The following is a 17,411-nucleotide window of genomic DNA, read 5'->3' as shown; positions in this document are numbered from 1 at the left end:
GTGTCTTTTGCTGCAATTTTTGTATTATGCAGACAGTTCAGATCAGAACCGCAAGAGAGATTTCATGGTGCCGGTACATTTCAAACACCTTTCACTCGCCATTTTGGCACTGGGCATATCTGTTGCTTTCAGCAGCCCGCTACAGGCAACAGTACCCGCCACCGGCACCGATCATCTGAATAAAGCCTTGCAGGAATTTATTGTGCGGCTGGAAGAAACCAAGCGAACCAAACTCCCGCCGCGCCTGTCCAACAGTCAGGATGCACCTGTGCTTGAGGATTTGTGGAATGTACCGGCGATTATCGGCCAGGCACCCTATCAGGCGAGCGATTTGCCAATATTGATGGATATTATTCAGCAGCAGGCACAGGTGACCAAGGCCTATGTGTCCTTCTCGACTGATCCGCAAAAACCGGCAGATACCGAGAAAAACAGCATCGCTTTTCAGGATGAAATCACCCGCTCTTCTGCCGCTATGGTCAGTTTCATTGCTGCCGCCCTCGAAGCCGCAGGCGACTATGCTGGAGCACTGAAAACGACAAGCAACGGCAAAGCACAAACGGATACAATTCTTAAATTGCGGCTCGGCTTGCAGCAGGTCATTAATGGTTCTGCGCTGATGTTAAGCAATCCTGAACTCAATGCCCATAATCAGGAAAGACTGGCGCAAGCACTGGCAGATAACGCCCCCGCAATTGCCAAAGCTATCTCCTTGCAAGATCGTAAAATGCTGAGCAATATTATCGAGCGCGCCAAACCGGTCTTGCGCGATACTGCACGTCAATCCGCCGACCGGTTTATTACGGCTATGGCAAATAAAGACTGCACCGTTCTTTGCGCATTACATTGAAACTAAAGGGAAAATAACTGATGAAACCAGTCTGGCTGGAAAAATTCTGGAGTTCCCTGTCGCTGATCGGGATGTTGCTCGGCACGCTTTTCTTCGCAGCCTCGCTTACGCCATCGCTGGTGCCGCGCCCCTTTTTGATACAGGGCGTGCTGTCGGGAGCCTGTTTCGCCATTGGTTACGGGATCGGTGTTTTTCTGTTCTGGCTGTGGAACTATCTGCAATTGCCGAAGCCTAAAGGCCGGATTTCCACGATCATCAAAATTACGGCCATGGCCGTGACCATCATCACAGCTATGGTGTTTCTGTGGCATGCGGCAGACGGACAAAATTCCATCCGCAATCTGATGGGATTGGAAAAAGTTGAAAGCGCACACCCGCTGAAAACCGGCCTGATTGCGCTGATTACTTTTGTTATTCTGATCGCGCTCGCCCGTTTATTTCAGCTGATTTATCGCAGTTCCAGCCGCTGGCTCGATCGCTATATCCCGCCACGCCTGTCACGTTTTACCGGTTTTCTGATTGCCGCCGTGATTTTCAGCATGGCAATCAATGGCGTGCTATTCCGCTTTGGCCTGCATGTGATGGATTCTTCCTACCGTCAATTTGATGCGCTGATGGAAGCGGAAGTCCCGCAACCGCAAGACCCGCTGAAAAGCGGCAGCGCCGCCTCGCTGGTCAAATGGGATGAGTTGGGGCGTATGGGGCGCAGCTATGTCAGCTCCGGCCCTGATGCGCAGCAGATCAGCAATTTCACCGGCCGTCCGGCACAAAATCCGCTGCGCGTATATGTGGGTTTGCGTTCCGCTGAAACTGCGAAGGAACGCGCCAAACTTGCGCTTCAGGAGATGATCCGTGTCGGTGCATTTGACCGCTCTCTGCTGCTGGTGACCATTCCGACCGGCACCGGCTGGGTCGATGAAATGGGTATTGATCCGGTGGAATATCTCCATGACGGTGATATTGCCAGCGTTGCGGTGCAATATTCCTACCTCGCCAGCTGGCTTTCGCTGCTCGTTGAGCCGGGCTATGGCAGTGAAACCGCGACGGCTCTGTTTGACGAGGTTTACGATCACTGGACCAAGCTGCCAAAGGAAACGCGTCCGAAACTCTATCTCTATGGCCTGAGCCTCGGTGCGATGAATTCGCAGCTATCCTCGGAACTGTTTCAGGTGCTGGGCGATCCTTATCAGGGCGCTTTGTGGAGCGGCCCGCCGTTCACCAGCCGTTTGTGGCGCTCCATCACCAATAACCGAAATGAAGGCACACCGGAATGGCTGCCGGAATTCCGTGATGGTTCCTATGCACGCTTCACCAATCAGAATAATGCTCTGAAACTGCCAAACAGCCATTGGGGACCGATGCGTATTGTCTATCTGCAATATGCCAGTGACCCGATTGTGTTTTTTGATCCGAAAGACTTCTACCGCGAACCGGACTGGATGAAGGCACCACGCGGCCCTGATGTGTCTCCGCAGCTGAAATGGTATCCGGTTGTCAGCATGTTGCAGCTGGCCATTGATCTGATGCTGGCCACTACCACGCCGATCGGTCACGGCCATGTCTATGCACCGCAGCATTATATTGACGCATGGGTAGAGGTGACTGATGTCAGCTGGTCACAGGCAGATATTGACCGGTTGAAAGAACATTTCATCGCCAAGCTGCCCAAATAATAATCATGATATGGCGGGCTCTGCCACAGCAGAGCCCGCCATAGTTTTAACTATGCAAATTACGGCCAAGCGCCGTAAAAGCAGCCTCCTGAAAAGCCTCTCCGCGTGTCGGATGCGCATGAATGGTCTGCGCCACATCTTCCAGCACAGTGCCCATTTCCAAAGCGAGCGCGAAACCATTGACCAGCTCGGATACATCATGGCCGACACCCTGTATGCCCAGTACCAGATGATTATCCGCCCGTGCGACAACACGGACAAAACCCGTTTCATCCTGCTGGGTCATGGCACGGCCATTGGCCATAAACGGAAAACTGCCGGTGACAATTTCATAGCCTTGCAATTTCGCCTGATCCGGTAACAGGCCGACGCTCACCACTTCAGGGTCAGTGAAACAGACGGACGGTATCACAGGCTCATCCAATGCCGCTTTATGTCCGGCCAGATGTTCCGCCAGCATTGCGCCCTGCGCCATTGCCCGATGTGCCAGCATCGGCTCACCGGTCACATCACCGATTGCCCAGACATTGAGCATCGAGGTCGCACAATATTTATCGATGCGAATGAAAGCGCCATTCATCGCCAGATCAAGACTTTCCAATCCGAACCCGCTGATATTTGGTCGCCGACCGACGGCCACCAGAAACTTATCCGCTTCCACCACCACCGGCGCACTGTTGCCATGCTGGTGCACCAGCAAAGAACCGCCATCTGCGCTTAATCCCCGTGCTTCGCTGCGCGTCATCACGGTAACGCCCAGAGTTGTCAGCCGCTTGCGCACCGGCGTGGTCAGTTCTGCATCCCAAAGCGGCAAAATGCGGTCAGCCGCTTCAATAATTGTCACCTGCGAGCCGAGTTTGGCAAAAGCCGTACTCAGTTCCATGCCGATATAACCGGCGCCGATCACTGCTAAGCGCTTCGGCACCTGCTCCAGCGCCAGAGCATCTGTTGAGGAAATAACATTGCCACCAAAGGGCAAAGCGCCGATCTGCATCGGCAATGAGCCGGTTGCCAGAACAAGATGTTTGGTACGGATACGGGTTGTACCGGCCTTGCCATGAACCACGACAGTTTTACCGTCAATGATCTCTGCATTGCCCTTTAGCACAGTCACCTTGTGCTTTTTCAGCAGACCTTCAACACCACCGGTCAACCGCCGCACAATGGCACCTTTCCAGCTGAGCGTTTTGCCCCAATCCAGCGACACGTCTCCCACACGCAAGCCCAGCGCAGAACCGGATTGCTGAGCAAGTGCATGATGATAGGCATCAGCCGCATGGATCAGTGCCTTGGAAGGAATACAGCCGATATTCAGGCAGGTGCCGCCCAGTTGTTCCTTCTCAACCAATATCACCGGCAGTCCTAATTGTCCGGCACGGATGGCAGCGACATAACCGGCAGGTCCACCACCGATAATCAGCACATGTGTTGCAATATCTTCCATCTCACACCTCAATGAAAAGTGTTGCGGGAACTTCAAGCAATTGCCTGATGCGGCGGATAAAAGCGGCAGCCTCATAACCATCGACCATCCGGTGATCGAAGGAGGACGACAGGTTCATCATCTTGCGCGGCACAAACTGGTTCTCCTGCCATTGCGGGCGTATCGCGATGCGGTTGATGCCGATAATCGCCACCTCCGGCTGATTGATGACCGGCGTTGTCACCAGCCCGCCGAGGTCACCAAGGCTGGTGACGGTAATGGTGGAACCGGAGAGTTCTTCGCGTTTCGCCACGCCTTCCCGTGCAGCACCGGCAAGCCGTGTGATTTCTGCGGCCATTGCCCAGAGATCCATCGCTTCCGCATGATGCAGCACCGGCACCATCAAACCGGATGGCGTTTGTGTTGCCATACCGATATGCGCTGCCTGATGGCGGGTCAGCACCTGCGCTTCCTCATCATAAAGCGCATTCATCTGCGGAAAATCGCGTAGCGCCACAACCAGCGCACGGAGAATAAACGGCAATACCGTCAGTTTACCACGCCGTTCCGCATGACTTGCATTGAGCGTACTGCGCAGAATTTCCAGATCGGTCACATCCACCTCTTCCACATAGGAAAAATGTGCCACCTCGCGGGAGGATTTCGCCATACGCTCCGCAATCTTGCGGCGCAGACCGGTGATTTTAATCTGCTCTGTACCGTCGCGGCGTTGATAGGCCGAATTGTGCGCACTGCCGCCGCTGGCTGTGAAATGATCGAGATCATCACGGGTTATGCGCCCTGCCGGCCCGCTGCCCTGCACCTGCGTAAGATCAACGCCCAGCTCCCGCGCCAGCGCCCGAACGGCAGGTGATGCAAGCGGCTTGTCATGCGCTATCGTGCTTGATGGTTGCACAGCCGAAAAAACAGGTTTTTCGGGCATTGTTGGTTTTACAAGAGCTGGCGGCGCAGCCTGAACGGGCGGAGGTGGCGGGGCATCATCCGCCCCAGTCCCTTCCACTTCAATTTCTACCAGCATCGCACCAACAGCCATCACCGTTCCGGCTTCCGCACCGATCTGCAGGACTGTTCCTGCCACAGGTGACGGCACCTCAACCGTTGCCTTATCGGTCATGACAGCAGCCAGCAACTGATCCTCTGCAATGACATCACCGGCTTTGACATGCCATTCGACAATTTCAGCCTCGGCAACACCTTCGCCGATATCCGGCATTTTAATGATCTTTTTCACCATTTATGCCTCCATCACTTGCATGAGTGCCCGACCGACCCGTTCCGGCCCCGGAAAATAATCCCATTCATGGGCATGAGGATAAGGCGTGTCCCAGCCGGTCACACGCAGGATCGGCGCTTCCAACTGATAGAAACAACGCTCCTGTACTTCCGCCGCCAGTTGGGTACCGAAACCGGACAGCCGCGTCGCTTCATGGACGATCACACAGCGTCCGGTTTTGGCGACAGAAGCCGTAATCGTCTCAATATCCAGCGGCACCAGCGATCGCAGATCAATCACCTCGGCATCAATGCCTGTCTCGGTAACAGCCGCTTCCGCCACATGCACCATAGTGCCATAGGCCAGCACTGTGACTGCGGAACCTTTACGCCGGATGGCTGCCTTGCCGATCGGCACCGAGTAATAGCCTTCCGGTGTTTCACTCAAAACATGTTTTGACCACGGTACGACCGGCTGATCGTAATGACCGTTGAATGGCCCGTTATAAAGCCGTTTCGGTTCCAGAAAGATCACCGGATCATCATTCTCGATGGCCGAGATCAGCAGGCCTTTGGCGTCATAAGGATTGGACGGAATAATGGTCTGCAACCCCGCCACATGGGTAAACAGTGCCTCAGGGCTCTGGCTATGGGTCTGCGCACCAAAAATACCGCCGCCGCACGGCATACGGATCACCATCGGCGCGGTATAATCACCGGCAGAACGGAACCGCAGGCGTGCGGCCTCCGAGACGATCTGGTCATAGGCCGGATAAACATAATCGGCGAACTGGATTTCCGCTACAGGGCGCAGGCCATAGGCGCCCATACCGACTGCCACACCGACAATACCGGTTTCGGAAATCGGTGTATCGAAGCAGCGCGCCTCACCATATTTGCGTTGCAGCCCTTCTGTGCAGCGAAATACGCCGCCGAAGAACCCAACATCCTGACCGAACACGACAACCTTGTCATCGCGCTCCATCATCACATCCATCGCTTCGCGGATGGCTTCAATCATTGTGCGTCTTGGCAATACAGGTTTTGACATTATCAATACCCCATCTGCTGGCGCTGCTCGCGCAAATGCTGCGGCATGTCCTTATAGACATCCTCGAACATGGTTGCGGGACTGGCTTTCGGCCCTTCATGCAAAGTGCCGTATTTCAAAGCCTCGCGGGCGGCATCATTAATCTCCGCATCAATACCGGCCAGCAGCTGCACATTACGCTCCTCGCTCCATTCGCCTTTGCGGATCAGATGTTGTTTGAGCCGCTCTACCGGATCGCCCAGCGGCCAGTTCAGCTCCTCCTCTTTCGGCCGGTATTTGCTCGGATCATCGGAGGTGGAATGCGGCGCCACGCGATAGGTCACCCATTCAATCAGTGTCGGCCCCAGATTGCGCCGAGCCCGTTCCGCTGCCCAGCTTGCTGCCGCATAGACCGCCAGATAATCATTGCCATCCACCCGCAAAGACGGAATAGCAAAACCATGAGCGCGGGAGGCAAAACTGATATTTTCGCCACCAGCGACAGATTGCGGTGATGAAATCGCCCATTGATTATTGACGATGTTGAGGACCACCGGCGGACGATAGACCGAGGCAAAAACCAGCGCCGCGTGAAAATCGCTTTCGGCAGTGGAACCGTCACCAATCCATCCGGCTGCAATTTTTGTATCGCCCCGCATAGCAGAGGCCATGGCCCAGCCAACGGCCTGCACAAATTGCGTGCCGAGATTACCGGAAATCGAGAAAAAACCGGCCTCCGGTGCCGAATACATAACCGGTAATTGCCGTCCTTTAAGATGGTCTTTCTCATTGGAAAGCACCTGACAAATCATATCTGTCAGCGGGAAACCTTGTGCTATCAGCAGTCCCTGCTGGCGATAGGTGGGGAAATTCATATCCCCTTTTTGCATCACCATCTGAAAAGCGCAGGCAATTGCCTCTTCGCCGGTACATTGCATATAGAAAGAGGTTTGTCCCTGACGCTGCATACGCATCATGCGCCGGTCATAGGCACGGGTTTTGAGCATGGAGCGCAGACCGTGGCGCAATTGCTCTGCCGTCAGATCCGGCACCCACTCGCCTTTAGCCTCGCCGTCATCATCCAGCACCCGCACCAGATTATAGGCCAGATCATGCATAGCATAAGGATCGGAATCAACCGGCGGGCGGCGCATTTCGCCTGCTCCGGCAAAACGTAAATGCGGATTAGGCGGCGGGACACTTTCTCCCCGCATCGTGCGGGGCATATGTAATGAGAGTGGCGGATATGACATGACTGCACTTCTCCATTGGCTGGAACTGATACTGCATGCTGTTTCTGCCGTTTCCCCCGAATGGCAGAATGTATTCCGTTTGTCCCCTTAACCTCTGCTGTCTATATTTTCGGCCACGGCCTTTGCTGTGGGCGAAGTTGTTCATAGGCATGAGCAAGTTGCAACACGCCCAGATCATCAAAACGCTGACCAATAATCTGCAAACCGATCGGCAACCCTTTTTCCGTGTAACCACAGTTGACAGACACAGCAGGTTGTTCCGACATATTCATGGCAACGGTGAAAGCAATATGCTCGAACGGGCGCTGCGGATCATTCAGCGGTGATGCCCATTCTGCCGGATAAGTCGGCATCGGCGCTGTCGGCGAAATGATAAAATCATAAGAACTAATTGCCGCCAGCGCCGCATTGCGCATGGCCTCGATCTGCGCAAAGCCCTGATAGACCTGCGCACCGTTCAAATCCTTGCCGCCTTCTGCCCACTGATAAATATAAGGCAGGATTTTTGCCTGATTATCCGGCGTCATTTTAGAGATGTCGCCCCATGAGCGCACGCGCCAGAAATGATCCAGCCCGTCAATCATCTCACGGGTGAGATAGCTAGGCACTTCCTCAACAATCGCACCGGCATTGGCAAAGGCTTGTGCTGCAGCTTCTACCGCCGCTTTGACCTCAGGCTCCACAGCGGAGCCAAAACCGGCATCCAGCCACAGGCCGATACGCAGATCTTTGACATCGCGGTCGAGATTCATCCAGTCGATACGGTTGTAAGGCAGGCTCATCGGATCGCGGCGATCCGGCTTGGACAGAACCGACATATAAAGTGCTGCATCAGCAACCGTACGCGTCATCGGCCCCGCAACACGACCGATAAAAGGCGGATCAATCGGGATACGTCCGAAAGACGGTTTGAGCCCGACCACACCGCACCAACCGGCAGGCAGGCGGATGGAGCCGCCAATATCCGTACCAATATGCAAAGGGCCGTAACCGGCAGCGGCAGCCGTTCCCGCCCCTGCACTTGAGCCACCGGGATTGGTGGTCAGATCCCACGGATTGCGTGCCAGCTCATGGAAACTCGACAGGCCGGACGACAACATACCGAGATCAGGCATCGTCGTTTTACCCAAAATAATACCGCCGCTCTCACGGGAACGGGCAGCTGGCGGCGCATCTTTTGCCGCCGGATTCAATGCTATTGCCGCGCAGCCGAGCGGTACCGGCAAACCTTTGGTGGCAATATTTTCTTTGATCGTCAGCGGCACGCCGTCAATCGGCCCGCGTTCTTCTTTCCGCCTCCAGCGACCTTCCGACAAGGTTGCCGCAGCCAGTGCTGCCTCCGGCTCAAAAGCCCACATCGCATGAAGTTGCGGCTCGCAGCGCTCAATCCGGTCAATCACGGATTCTGCCACTTCCACCGGCGACAGCGTACCCGCCTTATAACCGGCAACCATTTCCACAGCGCTTAAATCAGCAAGCTCAGACATATCTGCTCCCATTTCCCTGTCTGACGCGAACCTCTTGGCGGATTTTGATCGTCAGACAGACATTCAGTTTTTCATTACAAAGTTTTCACCCGCATTTTACGCCCGTATTTTTTTACGTCGGCCGGAAAACGGTTTTGGCACGGCATTAACCAGTGCTTGTGTGTATGGATGCTGCGGATTGTCAAAGACCTCATTGGTCGGCCCTTCCTCAACAATTCTGCCCAGATGGATCACCGCCACACGGTCTGTAATCACCCGCATCACACCAAGGTCGTGACTGATAAACAGATAGGACAGGCCGAATTGCTCCTGCAAATCCATCATCAGATTGAGCACCTGCGCCTGAATGGAAACATCCAGCGCCGAAACCGGCTCATCAGCAACAATCAGTTTCGGGCGCGTAATCAATGCGCGGGCAATCGCAATACGCTGGCGCTGACCGCCGGAAAATTCATGCGGATATTTATCCGCTGCAGATGCGGGCAGGCCAACCGCCTCCAGTACCTGACAGATACGCTCTTCACGGTTTTCCGCCGTTGTGGCACTTTCCAGTGACACAACCGGCTCCGCCAGAATGCGGCGCACAGAGTGGCGCGGATCGAGCGAGCCATAAGGATCCTGAAAAATCGCCTGAAACTCCTTGCGCGCGGCTTTCAGCTCCGCCCGCCCCAGACTGTAAATATCCTTGCCATTGATGGTCACACTGCCGGATTGCGGCTTTTCCAGCCCCATTACCGACCGTGCCAATGTGGACTTACCGGAACCGGATTCGCCGACAATGCCGAGGCTTTCCCCCTGCTTCAGGCTGAGGCTGACACCATGCAGCACCCGCAAATTTTGCGGCTTGGAAAGCAAGGACTGTTTTGGCAACGTATAATCACGCACCAGATCGCGCACTTCCAGAAGAGTGGTCATGCCATCACCTCATCTGTCAGCGGATGAAAACAGGCGACCCGATGCGTCACATCCAGAAAATCAGTATTGCCTAACGGTGGCACTGTTGCACGGCAATCCGCCTGCACAAAACGGCATCGATCAGCAAAACCGCATTGCGGCAAGCGACTGAACGGATCGGGCACCACACCGGCAATCGTGGTCAGGCGCTGGCGTTTATCCGAATTTTCCGGTTTTGGCCGCATTGTCAGACTATGGGGCGAGGCAGCGAACAGCCCACGTGCATAAGGATGCGCCATATGGCGGAATACGTCCTGCGTATCGCCGGTTTCAACCACGCGTCCTGCATACATCACTGCAATGCGATTCGTCATTTCCGAGACTACGCCGAGATCATGGGTAATCAGCAGCAGTGCTGTGCCGCTCTCGTCAATCAGCTCATCCAGCAGATCAAGAATTTGCGCCTGCACGGTAACGTCCAGTGCCGTGGTCGGCTCATCCGCAATCAGCAATTCCGGCTCGCAGGCCAGTGCCATCGCAATCATCACACGCTGGCGCTGACCGCCGGATAATTGATGCGGATAAAGTTCCAGATCAAAGCGCGGGGCAGCAAGGCCAACACGGTCCAACAAACGACGCGCGACCTTGTCAGCATCGGCACGGTTTTCTCTCAGATGCAGACGACGACCTTCACTGATCTGTGCGCCAATGGTTTTGATCGGGTTCAGCGCCGTCATCGGCTCCTGAAAAATCATCGCCATCTGCCGCCCGCGCATCGTGCAATGGGCAGCCTCTGAGATTGTTGTCAGATCCTGTCCGTCAAAGCGCAGGGTTCCGCTCAAAGCCATACGATGCGGCAACAGCCCCATGACAGCCAATGCGGTGATGGATTTGCCGGAGCCGGATTCCCCGACAATGCCCAGACGTTCGCCACGGTTCAGTGTCAGCGTGATGCCGGACAGGATTTCGGCTTGCCTGCCTCCGGCTTGCAAATGCACGCCCAGATCACGGATTTCGAGAAGCGGTGTGGTCATCTCTCTCTCCTGACACGAGGGTCGAGTATATCACGCAAACCATCACCCAGCATATTCAGCCCCAACACGGCAAAGGTAATGGCCAGCCCCGGAAAAATCGCCAGATGCGGCGCATCATAAATATAGGTCTGCGCATCATTGAGCATCTTGCCCCAACTTGGCATAGGCGGCTGCGTACCAAGACCGACATAAGACAAACCGGCTTCCGCCACGATAGCCAAGGCAAACTGAATGGTCGCCTGCACGATCAGCACATGGCCGATATTCGGCAGAATGTGATCCAGCGTAATCGCCACATCACCACGCCCCGCACAGCGGGCGGCCAAGACATAATCGCGCTTCCATAAACCCATCGATGCACCACGGGTAATACGGGCAAAAACCGGAATGTTGAAAATACCAATAGCGATCATCGCATTAACCGCACCGGGGCCGAATACGGCAGTGATAATCACGGCTGTCAGCAATGCCGGAAAAGCAAAAGCCAGATCAGTCATGCGCATGACAAAACCGTCGATCATACCGCCGAGTGCAGCCGCATAGGCGCCGAGCGGCACGCCAAGCCCCATACCAACTGCAACGGCTATCAAAGCCACCGACAAAGAGTTACGCGCACCGACCATGACCATCGACAACACATCCCGGCCAAGCGCATCTGTGCCCAGCCAATGCTGCATCGACGGCCCTTGCAATTTGCGCAGAATATTCATGCCTGTGGGGCTGTAAGGCGTCCAGACCAGTGACAGCACGGCCAGCCCGATCAGAAGGCCGGTAATGATTGTCCCGATCATCAGGCTGCGGCTCAGTCCGAAAGACAACAAGATCATACGACTGCGACGGGAAAAATTCTCTGCCATGCTCATGCCCGCACTCCTGTCGACAGGCGCGGATCAAGAAAACCATAGGCCATATCAACCAAGAAGTTCACCGCAATCACACTGGCTGCCAGCAAAGTCACCAGCGACTGCACTGTGACCAGATCGCGCTGCGCAATCGACTGGAAAATCAGACGACCAAGACCCGGCAGATTGAACACGTTTTCAATAATGATCGTACCCGCCAGCAGGAATGAGAATTGCAGACCCAAGATCGTCACCACAGGGATCAGTGCATTAGGTGTCGCATGTTTCCACAAGGCTGCATTGCGGCTCAGACCCTTGGCGCGTGCTGTACGCACAAAATCTTCACTTAGAGTTTCAAGCACTGCGGAACGGGTAACACGCGCCAGAATTGCAGCCAGCGGCAAGGCCAGAGCCACGGCTGGCAGGATCAGCGAGCGGGTGCCTGCCCACAGACCATTTTCCCAACCGGCAAAACCGGAAGCCGGAAACCAGCCAAGCGTAAGGGCGAAAAACAAGATCAGTAGCAAACCGAGCCAGAAATTCGGAATTGCCACACCGATCTGTGCAACGCCCATCCCCACCACATCGGTCGCACTACCGCGCTTTGAAGCGGCAATCACACCAAGAGGAATAGCAATCACCACCGAGAGGATCATCGCCAGTACCGCCAGCGGCAAAGTCACCTGCAAACGTGGCCCGATCAGCTCACTGATCGGCACGGAATAAGTATAGCTGGTGCCGAAATCACCAACCGGAAAGCCGGTAATCCAGTTGAAGTAACGGACAATCAGCGGGGCATCAAGACCGAGTTGTTTTTGCAAAGCCGCCAAAGTGTCAGGCTGCGCATTAATACCAAGCATAATCGCTGCCGGATCACCCGGAAGCACCTGCATCAGCAGGAAAACAATGACTGAGGCCGCCAGCGTCGTCAGGATCAGAGAGATCAGACGCCCTGTAAAATAACGCAGCAAATGCGGCCTCCTTCAATATTCATTTCAGCATCAACAGGATCAGTCTGCCCAGTGCACACTGGTCAGGTCATTGGCCGGAATGGTCTGATTTTTCCACATGCCTTTGAGCTTCTTGTCCCAGACACCGATTTTCGGCAGGGCATAGAGAAACACATTCGGCTCATCTTCAGCGAGTTTGCGCTGCAACTGACCGAGCAGTTCAAGCTGCTGCTTGTCATCCACGGCCTCAGCAAATTGCTTGTAGATCGCCTTATATTCAGGGCTGTTATAGTTGAAGTAATATTTATCCCGCGCATAGATATCGAGATCGCGGGTTTCCACATGAGCGATAATCGTTGCGTCGAAATCGCTGCGGGCAAAGACCTGATCCAGCCATTGCGCGAATTCAACCGGCACAAGTTTCACCTCAATGCCAACTTCTGCCAGCATTGCCGCAATCACCTCACCGCCACGGCGTGCATAGGCAGGCGGCGGCAACATGATAGTGATGGAAGTACCCGCAGGCACACCGGCTTCGGCCAGCAGTGCTTTAGCCTTGGCCACATCATAAGGATAGGTATCGCTCAGATCGACATAGCCCGGCTCAGCGGGTGTGTAATGGGCACCGATGGTCTTGGCGAGGCCGGTGGTGATCGCTTCCTGCACAACATTTCGATCAATGGCATGGGCAAGCGCACGGCGCACCCGCAGATCATCAAATGGCTTGCGTGCGTTATTCAGTGACATAATCACTTTGCCCGCTGTCGAGCCGATTTCCACAGCAAGACGCTCATCGCTTTGCAGGCGGCTGATCAGCTCCGGTGCCGGAAATTCAGGAAATGCATCGACGTCACCGGCCATAACCGCAGCGGCAGCCGCTGACGGATCGCTGATAAAGCGAAAAGTCACAGCGGAGAGTTTCGCAGGCTCGCCCCAGTAATCAGGATTACGCTCGAACTCGATCCGGTCGCCCTGCAGCCAGCGCTTGAATTTGAACGGTCCTGTGCCAACAGGATTGGTCTTGTTGGTGGCAATGGTATCCGGTGCCATCATCACCGCATCGCCCCAGCCCATCCCGAACAGGAAGGTGGAGGACGGGCGCTTGAGCGTCACTACCGCAGTCGCCGGATCAGGACATTCGGTCTTTTCAATCGGCGCAAACAATGCCTTTTGCGCATTGGTGGAATCCGGCGCTATGGCGCGGTCATAGGTGAATTTCACAACAGAACAATCGAATGACGTACCATTATGAAATTTCACACCCTGACGCAGTTTGAATGTATAGGTCAGATTATCCGGTGAAATCGTCCAGCTTTCCGCGAGGTTCGGCTTAACAGCCCCCTCTTCATCAATGCGCACCAGACCTTCATAGAGATTATTATAGGTCAGACGGCGGATAGAAGCCGCAGCATTTGCTGTCGGGTCCATACCCGGAGGCTCCAGTACTTCGCCGATTGCCAATGTATCTTTTGCCAGCCCTGACCCGCTCATAGCCACAACAGCAATCCCCGTCATTGCTGCCAGCATGAGCTGTCCGGTCAAATATTTATATCGCATTGCCTGTCCCCTTATTTATCACATCCTGATGTTGCTCAGGAATTACCGGAATAGAGCTGGCCGACTTTAGAGCATTTCCTGCTTATCTTGAACCTCAGAAAATGCTCTATCTTTTTGTTTTTACGCGTATCTTACCGAAAACCGTTTCACACTTTTCGGGATACGCTTCAACGACCCATTGTCAGTTCAAATGCTTATCACATTTGATGCCGTAGTTTTAAATTGAACGGCCGCCATCCACATCCAATGCAACGCCGGTGATCATACTGGCTGCCGGTGAGCACAAAAATGCAGCACTCTCCGCCAGATCTTCCGGTTTCAGCAAGCGACCTAGCGGAATGGATGCGCGGAATTTCTGACGGATTTCTTCCGTATCCTCACCCATAAATGTCGTGAGCAACGGGGTTTCACCCGCCACAGGATTGAGCGCATTGACGCGGATATTCTCTGATGCCAGCTCAATCGCCAGCGCCTTAGTGACAGAGACGACCCAGCCTTTGGTCGCATTATACCATGTCAAATTAGGGCGCGGACGGGCTGCACCAGTTGAGGCAATATTGAGAATAACGCCGCCGCCATTGTCTTTAAAATGCGGGATTAAAGCGCGGCTCATCAGATAAATACCGCGAATATTTACCCCGACAATGCGGTCGAATTCATCCGGCTGCACATTTTCCGCCGGTTGTGGTTTATGGCCGATACCGGCATTGTTGATGAGAATATCCACCCGTCCGAATTGCATCTGCGCCTGACGTACCGCTTCCGCCACACCATTTTCCGATGCAATGTCCGCTTCAACCGCCAGCCCCTTGCCGCCAAGTTCTCCTGCCACGCGCTTTGCACCCGCAGCATCGCGGTCAACGACGACCACATTTGCACCTTCTCGGGCAAATTTACGCGCCATAGCCTCACCAAAACCCGAACCTGCGCCGGTGATGATTGCAGTTTTATTCTCAAGCGAACCAGTCATTATGCGGTATTCTCCCATGCGATTTTCTGCAGATCAGCCGTGATAGACCGAAATGGTTTTCAGCGAGGCAAAGCCATAAAGCGCCTCAAAACCTTTCTCACGACCGTGGCCGGAGCGTTTCACCCCGCCAAAAGGCAGCTCAATGCCGCCGCCTGCTCCGTAATTATTGATAAACACCTGTCCGGCATGCACCGCATGCGCCATACGCAATTGCCGCGCGCCGTCTTTTGTCCACACGCCGCAAACCAGCCCGTAAGGTGTGCTATTAGCCAGAGCCACAGCTTCCTCTTCCGTATCAAACGGCATAATCACCTGTACGGGGCCGAAAATTTCCTCCTGTGCCAACCGATGCTGCGGCGGCACATCGCGCAGTAAAGTCGGGCGCACATAGGCACCATTTTTCGGTGCATCAGGCATAATTTCACCCTGCGCCGCAACAAGCAAACCATCCTGTTTTGCCAGTTGCAGATAATCTTCAATGATCGCTTTCTGACGTGTCGAGACAACAGGCCCGAGCGACAGATCAGCCTCAGCAGCACCCACTTTGAGCGCGTGATAACGCTCACTCATAGCGGCAATCACCTGTTCATAGACTTCACGCTGCACGAGAATGCGTGAGGAAGCAGAACAGGTCTGTCCTGCATTCTGAATGCCTGCATTGACCAGAAACGGCAATGCACGCTCAATATCCGCATCAGCAAACACGATTTGCGGGGATTTACCGCCGAGTTCCAAAGTCACCGGCACAGCATTTTTAGCCGCTGCCGCTTGTACTGCCTCACCGGTACGTAAAGAACCGGTGAAAGAAATATGATTGACCTGCGGATGGGAAGACAAAGCCGCTCCGGCCTCGGCACCCAGCCCTGTCACCACATTCAGCGCACCGGTCGGCAATCCGGCCTCGTGGGCAATCCGCGCAAATTCGAGAATAGTCAGGCAGGCTTCTTCCGCAGGTTTGACCACCGCAGCATTGCCCATAGCCAGAGCCGCACCAAGACTGCGGCCAAGGATCTGCATCGGATAGTTCCACGGAATAATATGCCCCGTCACACCATGCGGCTCATAGACAGACAGAACGGTGAAACCATTCTGATAAGGCAGTGTATCACCATGCACCTTGTCAGCAGAGGCACCGTAAAATTCCAGATATCGTGCCAGCGCCACCACATCGGCGCGCGCCTGTGTTAAAGGTTTGCCGACATCACGCGCTTCCAGCACAGTCAGAAGATCAATCTCGCGCAATACCGCTTCTGAGATTTTATGCAGAATACGACCGCGTTCGGTTGCGGTCATTTTCCCCCAGAAACCGGATAAGGCTGCACGTGCGGCGTCAACGGCGAGATCAATATCAGCCGCAGTGCCACGGGCGATCAGCGCCAGATCACTGCCGTCTGACGGATTTTTCAGTGTCAGCACCTCACCCTGCACGGCGTCCTGCCACACACCATTGATGAAATTGCCGTAGCGGCGCTGTCCGTTCTCTATCCCGTGTGCCATGTCATTCTCTCCCGCAGGATGTTTCCTGCTGATTATTTTGCATCATCTGAAGGCTGTTGATGGTCTTGCGGATATGCTGCCGCGCCAATTCCTCAGCCCCTGTACCGTCTTTGCGCGCAATCGCCTCAACGATCAGAGCATGTTCCTCAATGGCATTTTTCGCCCGCTCTGCTGTGAGCGCAAAAACCGGCGCAAAGACCTGCGAGGTCATACGCAGCAAAGGCACAAAATTCTCCAGAGAGGCATTGCCGCCTGCTGCCATTACCGCCAGATGAAAATCGACATTAGACTGCGTATAGGCTTTGGAATCCCAAGGCTCGATAATCGAGCGCTGATGCCTGATGAGTTTCTCAAGACCTGCAACCGCACCTGTATCAGCGCGCTCAGCAGCAAAACGTGCGGCAACACCGTCAATCACTTCACGCACGGCATAAGCATCGAGCAGATGCGGCAGATCAACACTTGCCACACGCACACCGCGACCGGGGAGATGAACGATCAGACCATCGCGCTCGAGCACCCGCAATGCTTCACGCAGCGGCGTGCGGCTGATACCGAATTCAGCAGCAATATGCTCCTGTCGCAAAATCGTGCCCGGCGCATATTGACCCGCATAGATGCTCTCACGAAGTGCTTGCGCAACTTCGTCCAGCAGCCTCGTTTGGCTGCTCCATTTATAGCTGGACAAGCCTGTGTTCCCTTATATTTTTCAGTATGA

General features: G+C 54.6%; 15 protein-coding genes. 2 read left to right on the top strand and 13 right to left on the bottom strand.

The window, feature by feature from the left end; genetic code table 11:
• Positions 1 to 64 precede the first annotated feature (64 nt).
• Together BKD14_RS02960 and BKD14_RS02955 are read left to right on the top strand one after the other, a co-directional pair.
• A complete protein-coding gene (locus tag BKD14_RS02960; RefSeq protein WP_075654207.1) occupies positions 65 to 850 on the top strand; it encodes a hypothetical protein in 786 nt (261 codons plus the stop codon).
• Positions 851 to 870: 20 nt separating this feature from the next.
• Positions 871 to 2,523: an alpha/beta-hydrolase family protein gene (locus BKD14_RS02955; protein ID WP_075654206.1), complete on the top strand. Its 1,653-nt coding sequence runs from the start codon at positions 871 to 873 to the stop codon at positions 2,521 to 2,523.
• Between the two features lie 46 nt (positions 2,524 to 2,569).
• Here BKD14_RS02955 and lpdA read toward each other — a convergent pair whose 3' ends face one another.
• From lpdA to BKD14_RS02890, 13 genes are all read right to left on the bottom strand, one after another.
• Positions 2,570 to 3,967, bottom strand: coding sequence for a dihydrolipoyl dehydrogenase (lpdA, locus tag BKD14_RS02950; RefSeq protein WP_075654205.1), 1,398 nt, complete (start codon positions 3,965 to 3,967; stop codon positions 2,570 to 2,572).
• Between the two features lies 1 nt (position 3,968).
• Positions 3,969 to 5,201: a dihydrolipoamide acetyltransferase family protein gene (locus BKD14_RS02945; RefSeq protein WP_075654204.1), complete on the bottom strand. Its 1,233-nt coding sequence runs from the start codon at positions 5,199 to 5,201 to the stop codon at positions 3,969 to 3,971.
• On the bottom strand, positions 5,202 to 6,215 hold the full coding sequence (locus BKD14_RS02940; protein ID WP_075654752.1) for an alpha-ketoacid dehydrogenase subunit beta: 1,014 nt from the start codon (positions 6,213 to 6,215) through the stop codon (positions 5,202 to 5,204).
• Positions 6,216 to 6,232: 17 nt separating this feature from the next.
• Positions 6,233 to 7,423 (bottom strand): thiamine pyrophosphate-dependent dehydrogenase E1 component subunit alpha, encoded by a 1,191-nt coding sequence (locus tag BKD14_RS02935; RefSeq protein WP_245293578.1) that lies wholly within the window; start codon positions 7,421 to 7,423, stop codon positions 6,233 to 6,235.
• A gap of 140 nt (positions 7,424 to 7,563) precedes the next feature.
• Positions 7,564 to 8,949, bottom strand: a complete 1,386-nt coding sequence (locus BKD14_RS02930; protein ID WP_075654751.1) for an amidase — start codon at positions 8,947 to 8,949, stop codon at positions 7,564 to 7,566.
• A gap of 96 nt (positions 8,950 to 9,045) precedes the next feature.
• Positions 9,046 to 9,864: an ATP-binding cassette domain-containing protein gene (locus BKD14_RS02925; RefSeq protein WP_075654202.1), complete on the bottom strand. Its 819-nt coding sequence runs from the start codon at positions 9,862 to 9,864 to the stop codon at positions 9,046 to 9,048.
• The gene (locus tag BKD14_RS02920; protein ID WP_075654201.1) at positions 9,861 to 10,877 is read right to left on the bottom strand and encodes an ABC transporter ATP-binding protein; all 1,017 of its coding nucleotides are present in this window, start codon (positions 10,875 to 10,877) and stop codon (positions 9,861 to 9,863) included. Before BKD14_RS02920 ends, BKD14_RS02925 begins: the two co-directional genes overlap by 4 nt.
• Entirely contained in the window at positions 10,874 to 11,740 is an 867-nt protein-coding gene (locus BKD14_RS02915) for an ABC transporter permease (protein WP_075654200.1), read from the bottom strand. The genes BKD14_RS02920 and BKD14_RS02915 overlap by 4 nt, the downstream gene beginning before the upstream one ends.
• The gene (locus BKD14_RS02910; RefSeq protein ID WP_075654199.1) at positions 11,737 to 12,690 is read right to left on the bottom strand and encodes an ABC transporter permease; all 954 of its coding nucleotides are present in this window, start codon (positions 12,688 to 12,690) and stop codon (positions 11,737 to 11,739) included. The genes BKD14_RS02915 and BKD14_RS02910 overlap by 4 nt, the downstream gene beginning before the upstream one ends.
• Before the next feature lie 39 nt (positions 12,691 to 12,729).
• Positions 12,730 to 14,196 carry an ABC transporter substrate-binding protein gene (locus tag BKD14_RS02905; protein ID WP_139316342.1) on the bottom strand — a complete coding sequence of 489 codons (1,467 nt, stop codon included), beginning with the start codon at positions 14,194 to 14,196 and terminating at the stop codon, positions 12,730 to 12,732.
• Between the two features lie 247 nt (positions 14,197 to 14,443).
• On the bottom strand, positions 14,444 to 15,196 hold the full coding sequence (locus BKD14_RS02900) for a glucose 1-dehydrogenase (RefSeq protein WP_075654197.1): 753 nt from the start codon (positions 15,194 to 15,196) through the stop codon (positions 14,444 to 14,446).
• Positions 15,197 to 15,229: 33 nt separating this feature from the next.
• Positions 15,230 to 16,693 carry an aldehyde dehydrogenase family protein gene (locus tag BKD14_RS02895; RefSeq protein ID WP_075654196.1) on the bottom strand — a complete coding sequence of 488 codons (1,464 nt, stop codon included), beginning with the start codon at positions 16,691 to 16,693 and terminating at the stop codon, positions 15,230 to 15,232.
• A 1-nt stretch (position 16,694) separates the two neighbouring features.
• A complete protein-coding gene (locus BKD14_RS02890) occupies positions 16,695 to 17,381 on the bottom strand; it encodes a GntR family transcriptional regulator (RefSeq protein WP_075654195.1) in 687 nt (228 codons plus the stop codon).
• Positions 17,382 to 17,411 lie beyond the last annotated feature (30 nt).

Source organism: Pseudochrobactrum sp. B5, assembly GCF_001939785.1.
In the GTDB taxonomy this organism is placed as follows: domain Bacteria; phylum Pseudomonadota; class Alphaproteobacteria; order Rhizobiales; family Rhizobiaceae; genus Pseudochrobactrum; species Pseudochrobactrum saccharolyticum.
Note: the sequence above shows the minus strand (reverse complement) of the source record. Positions and strands in the feature narration are given on the sequence as shown.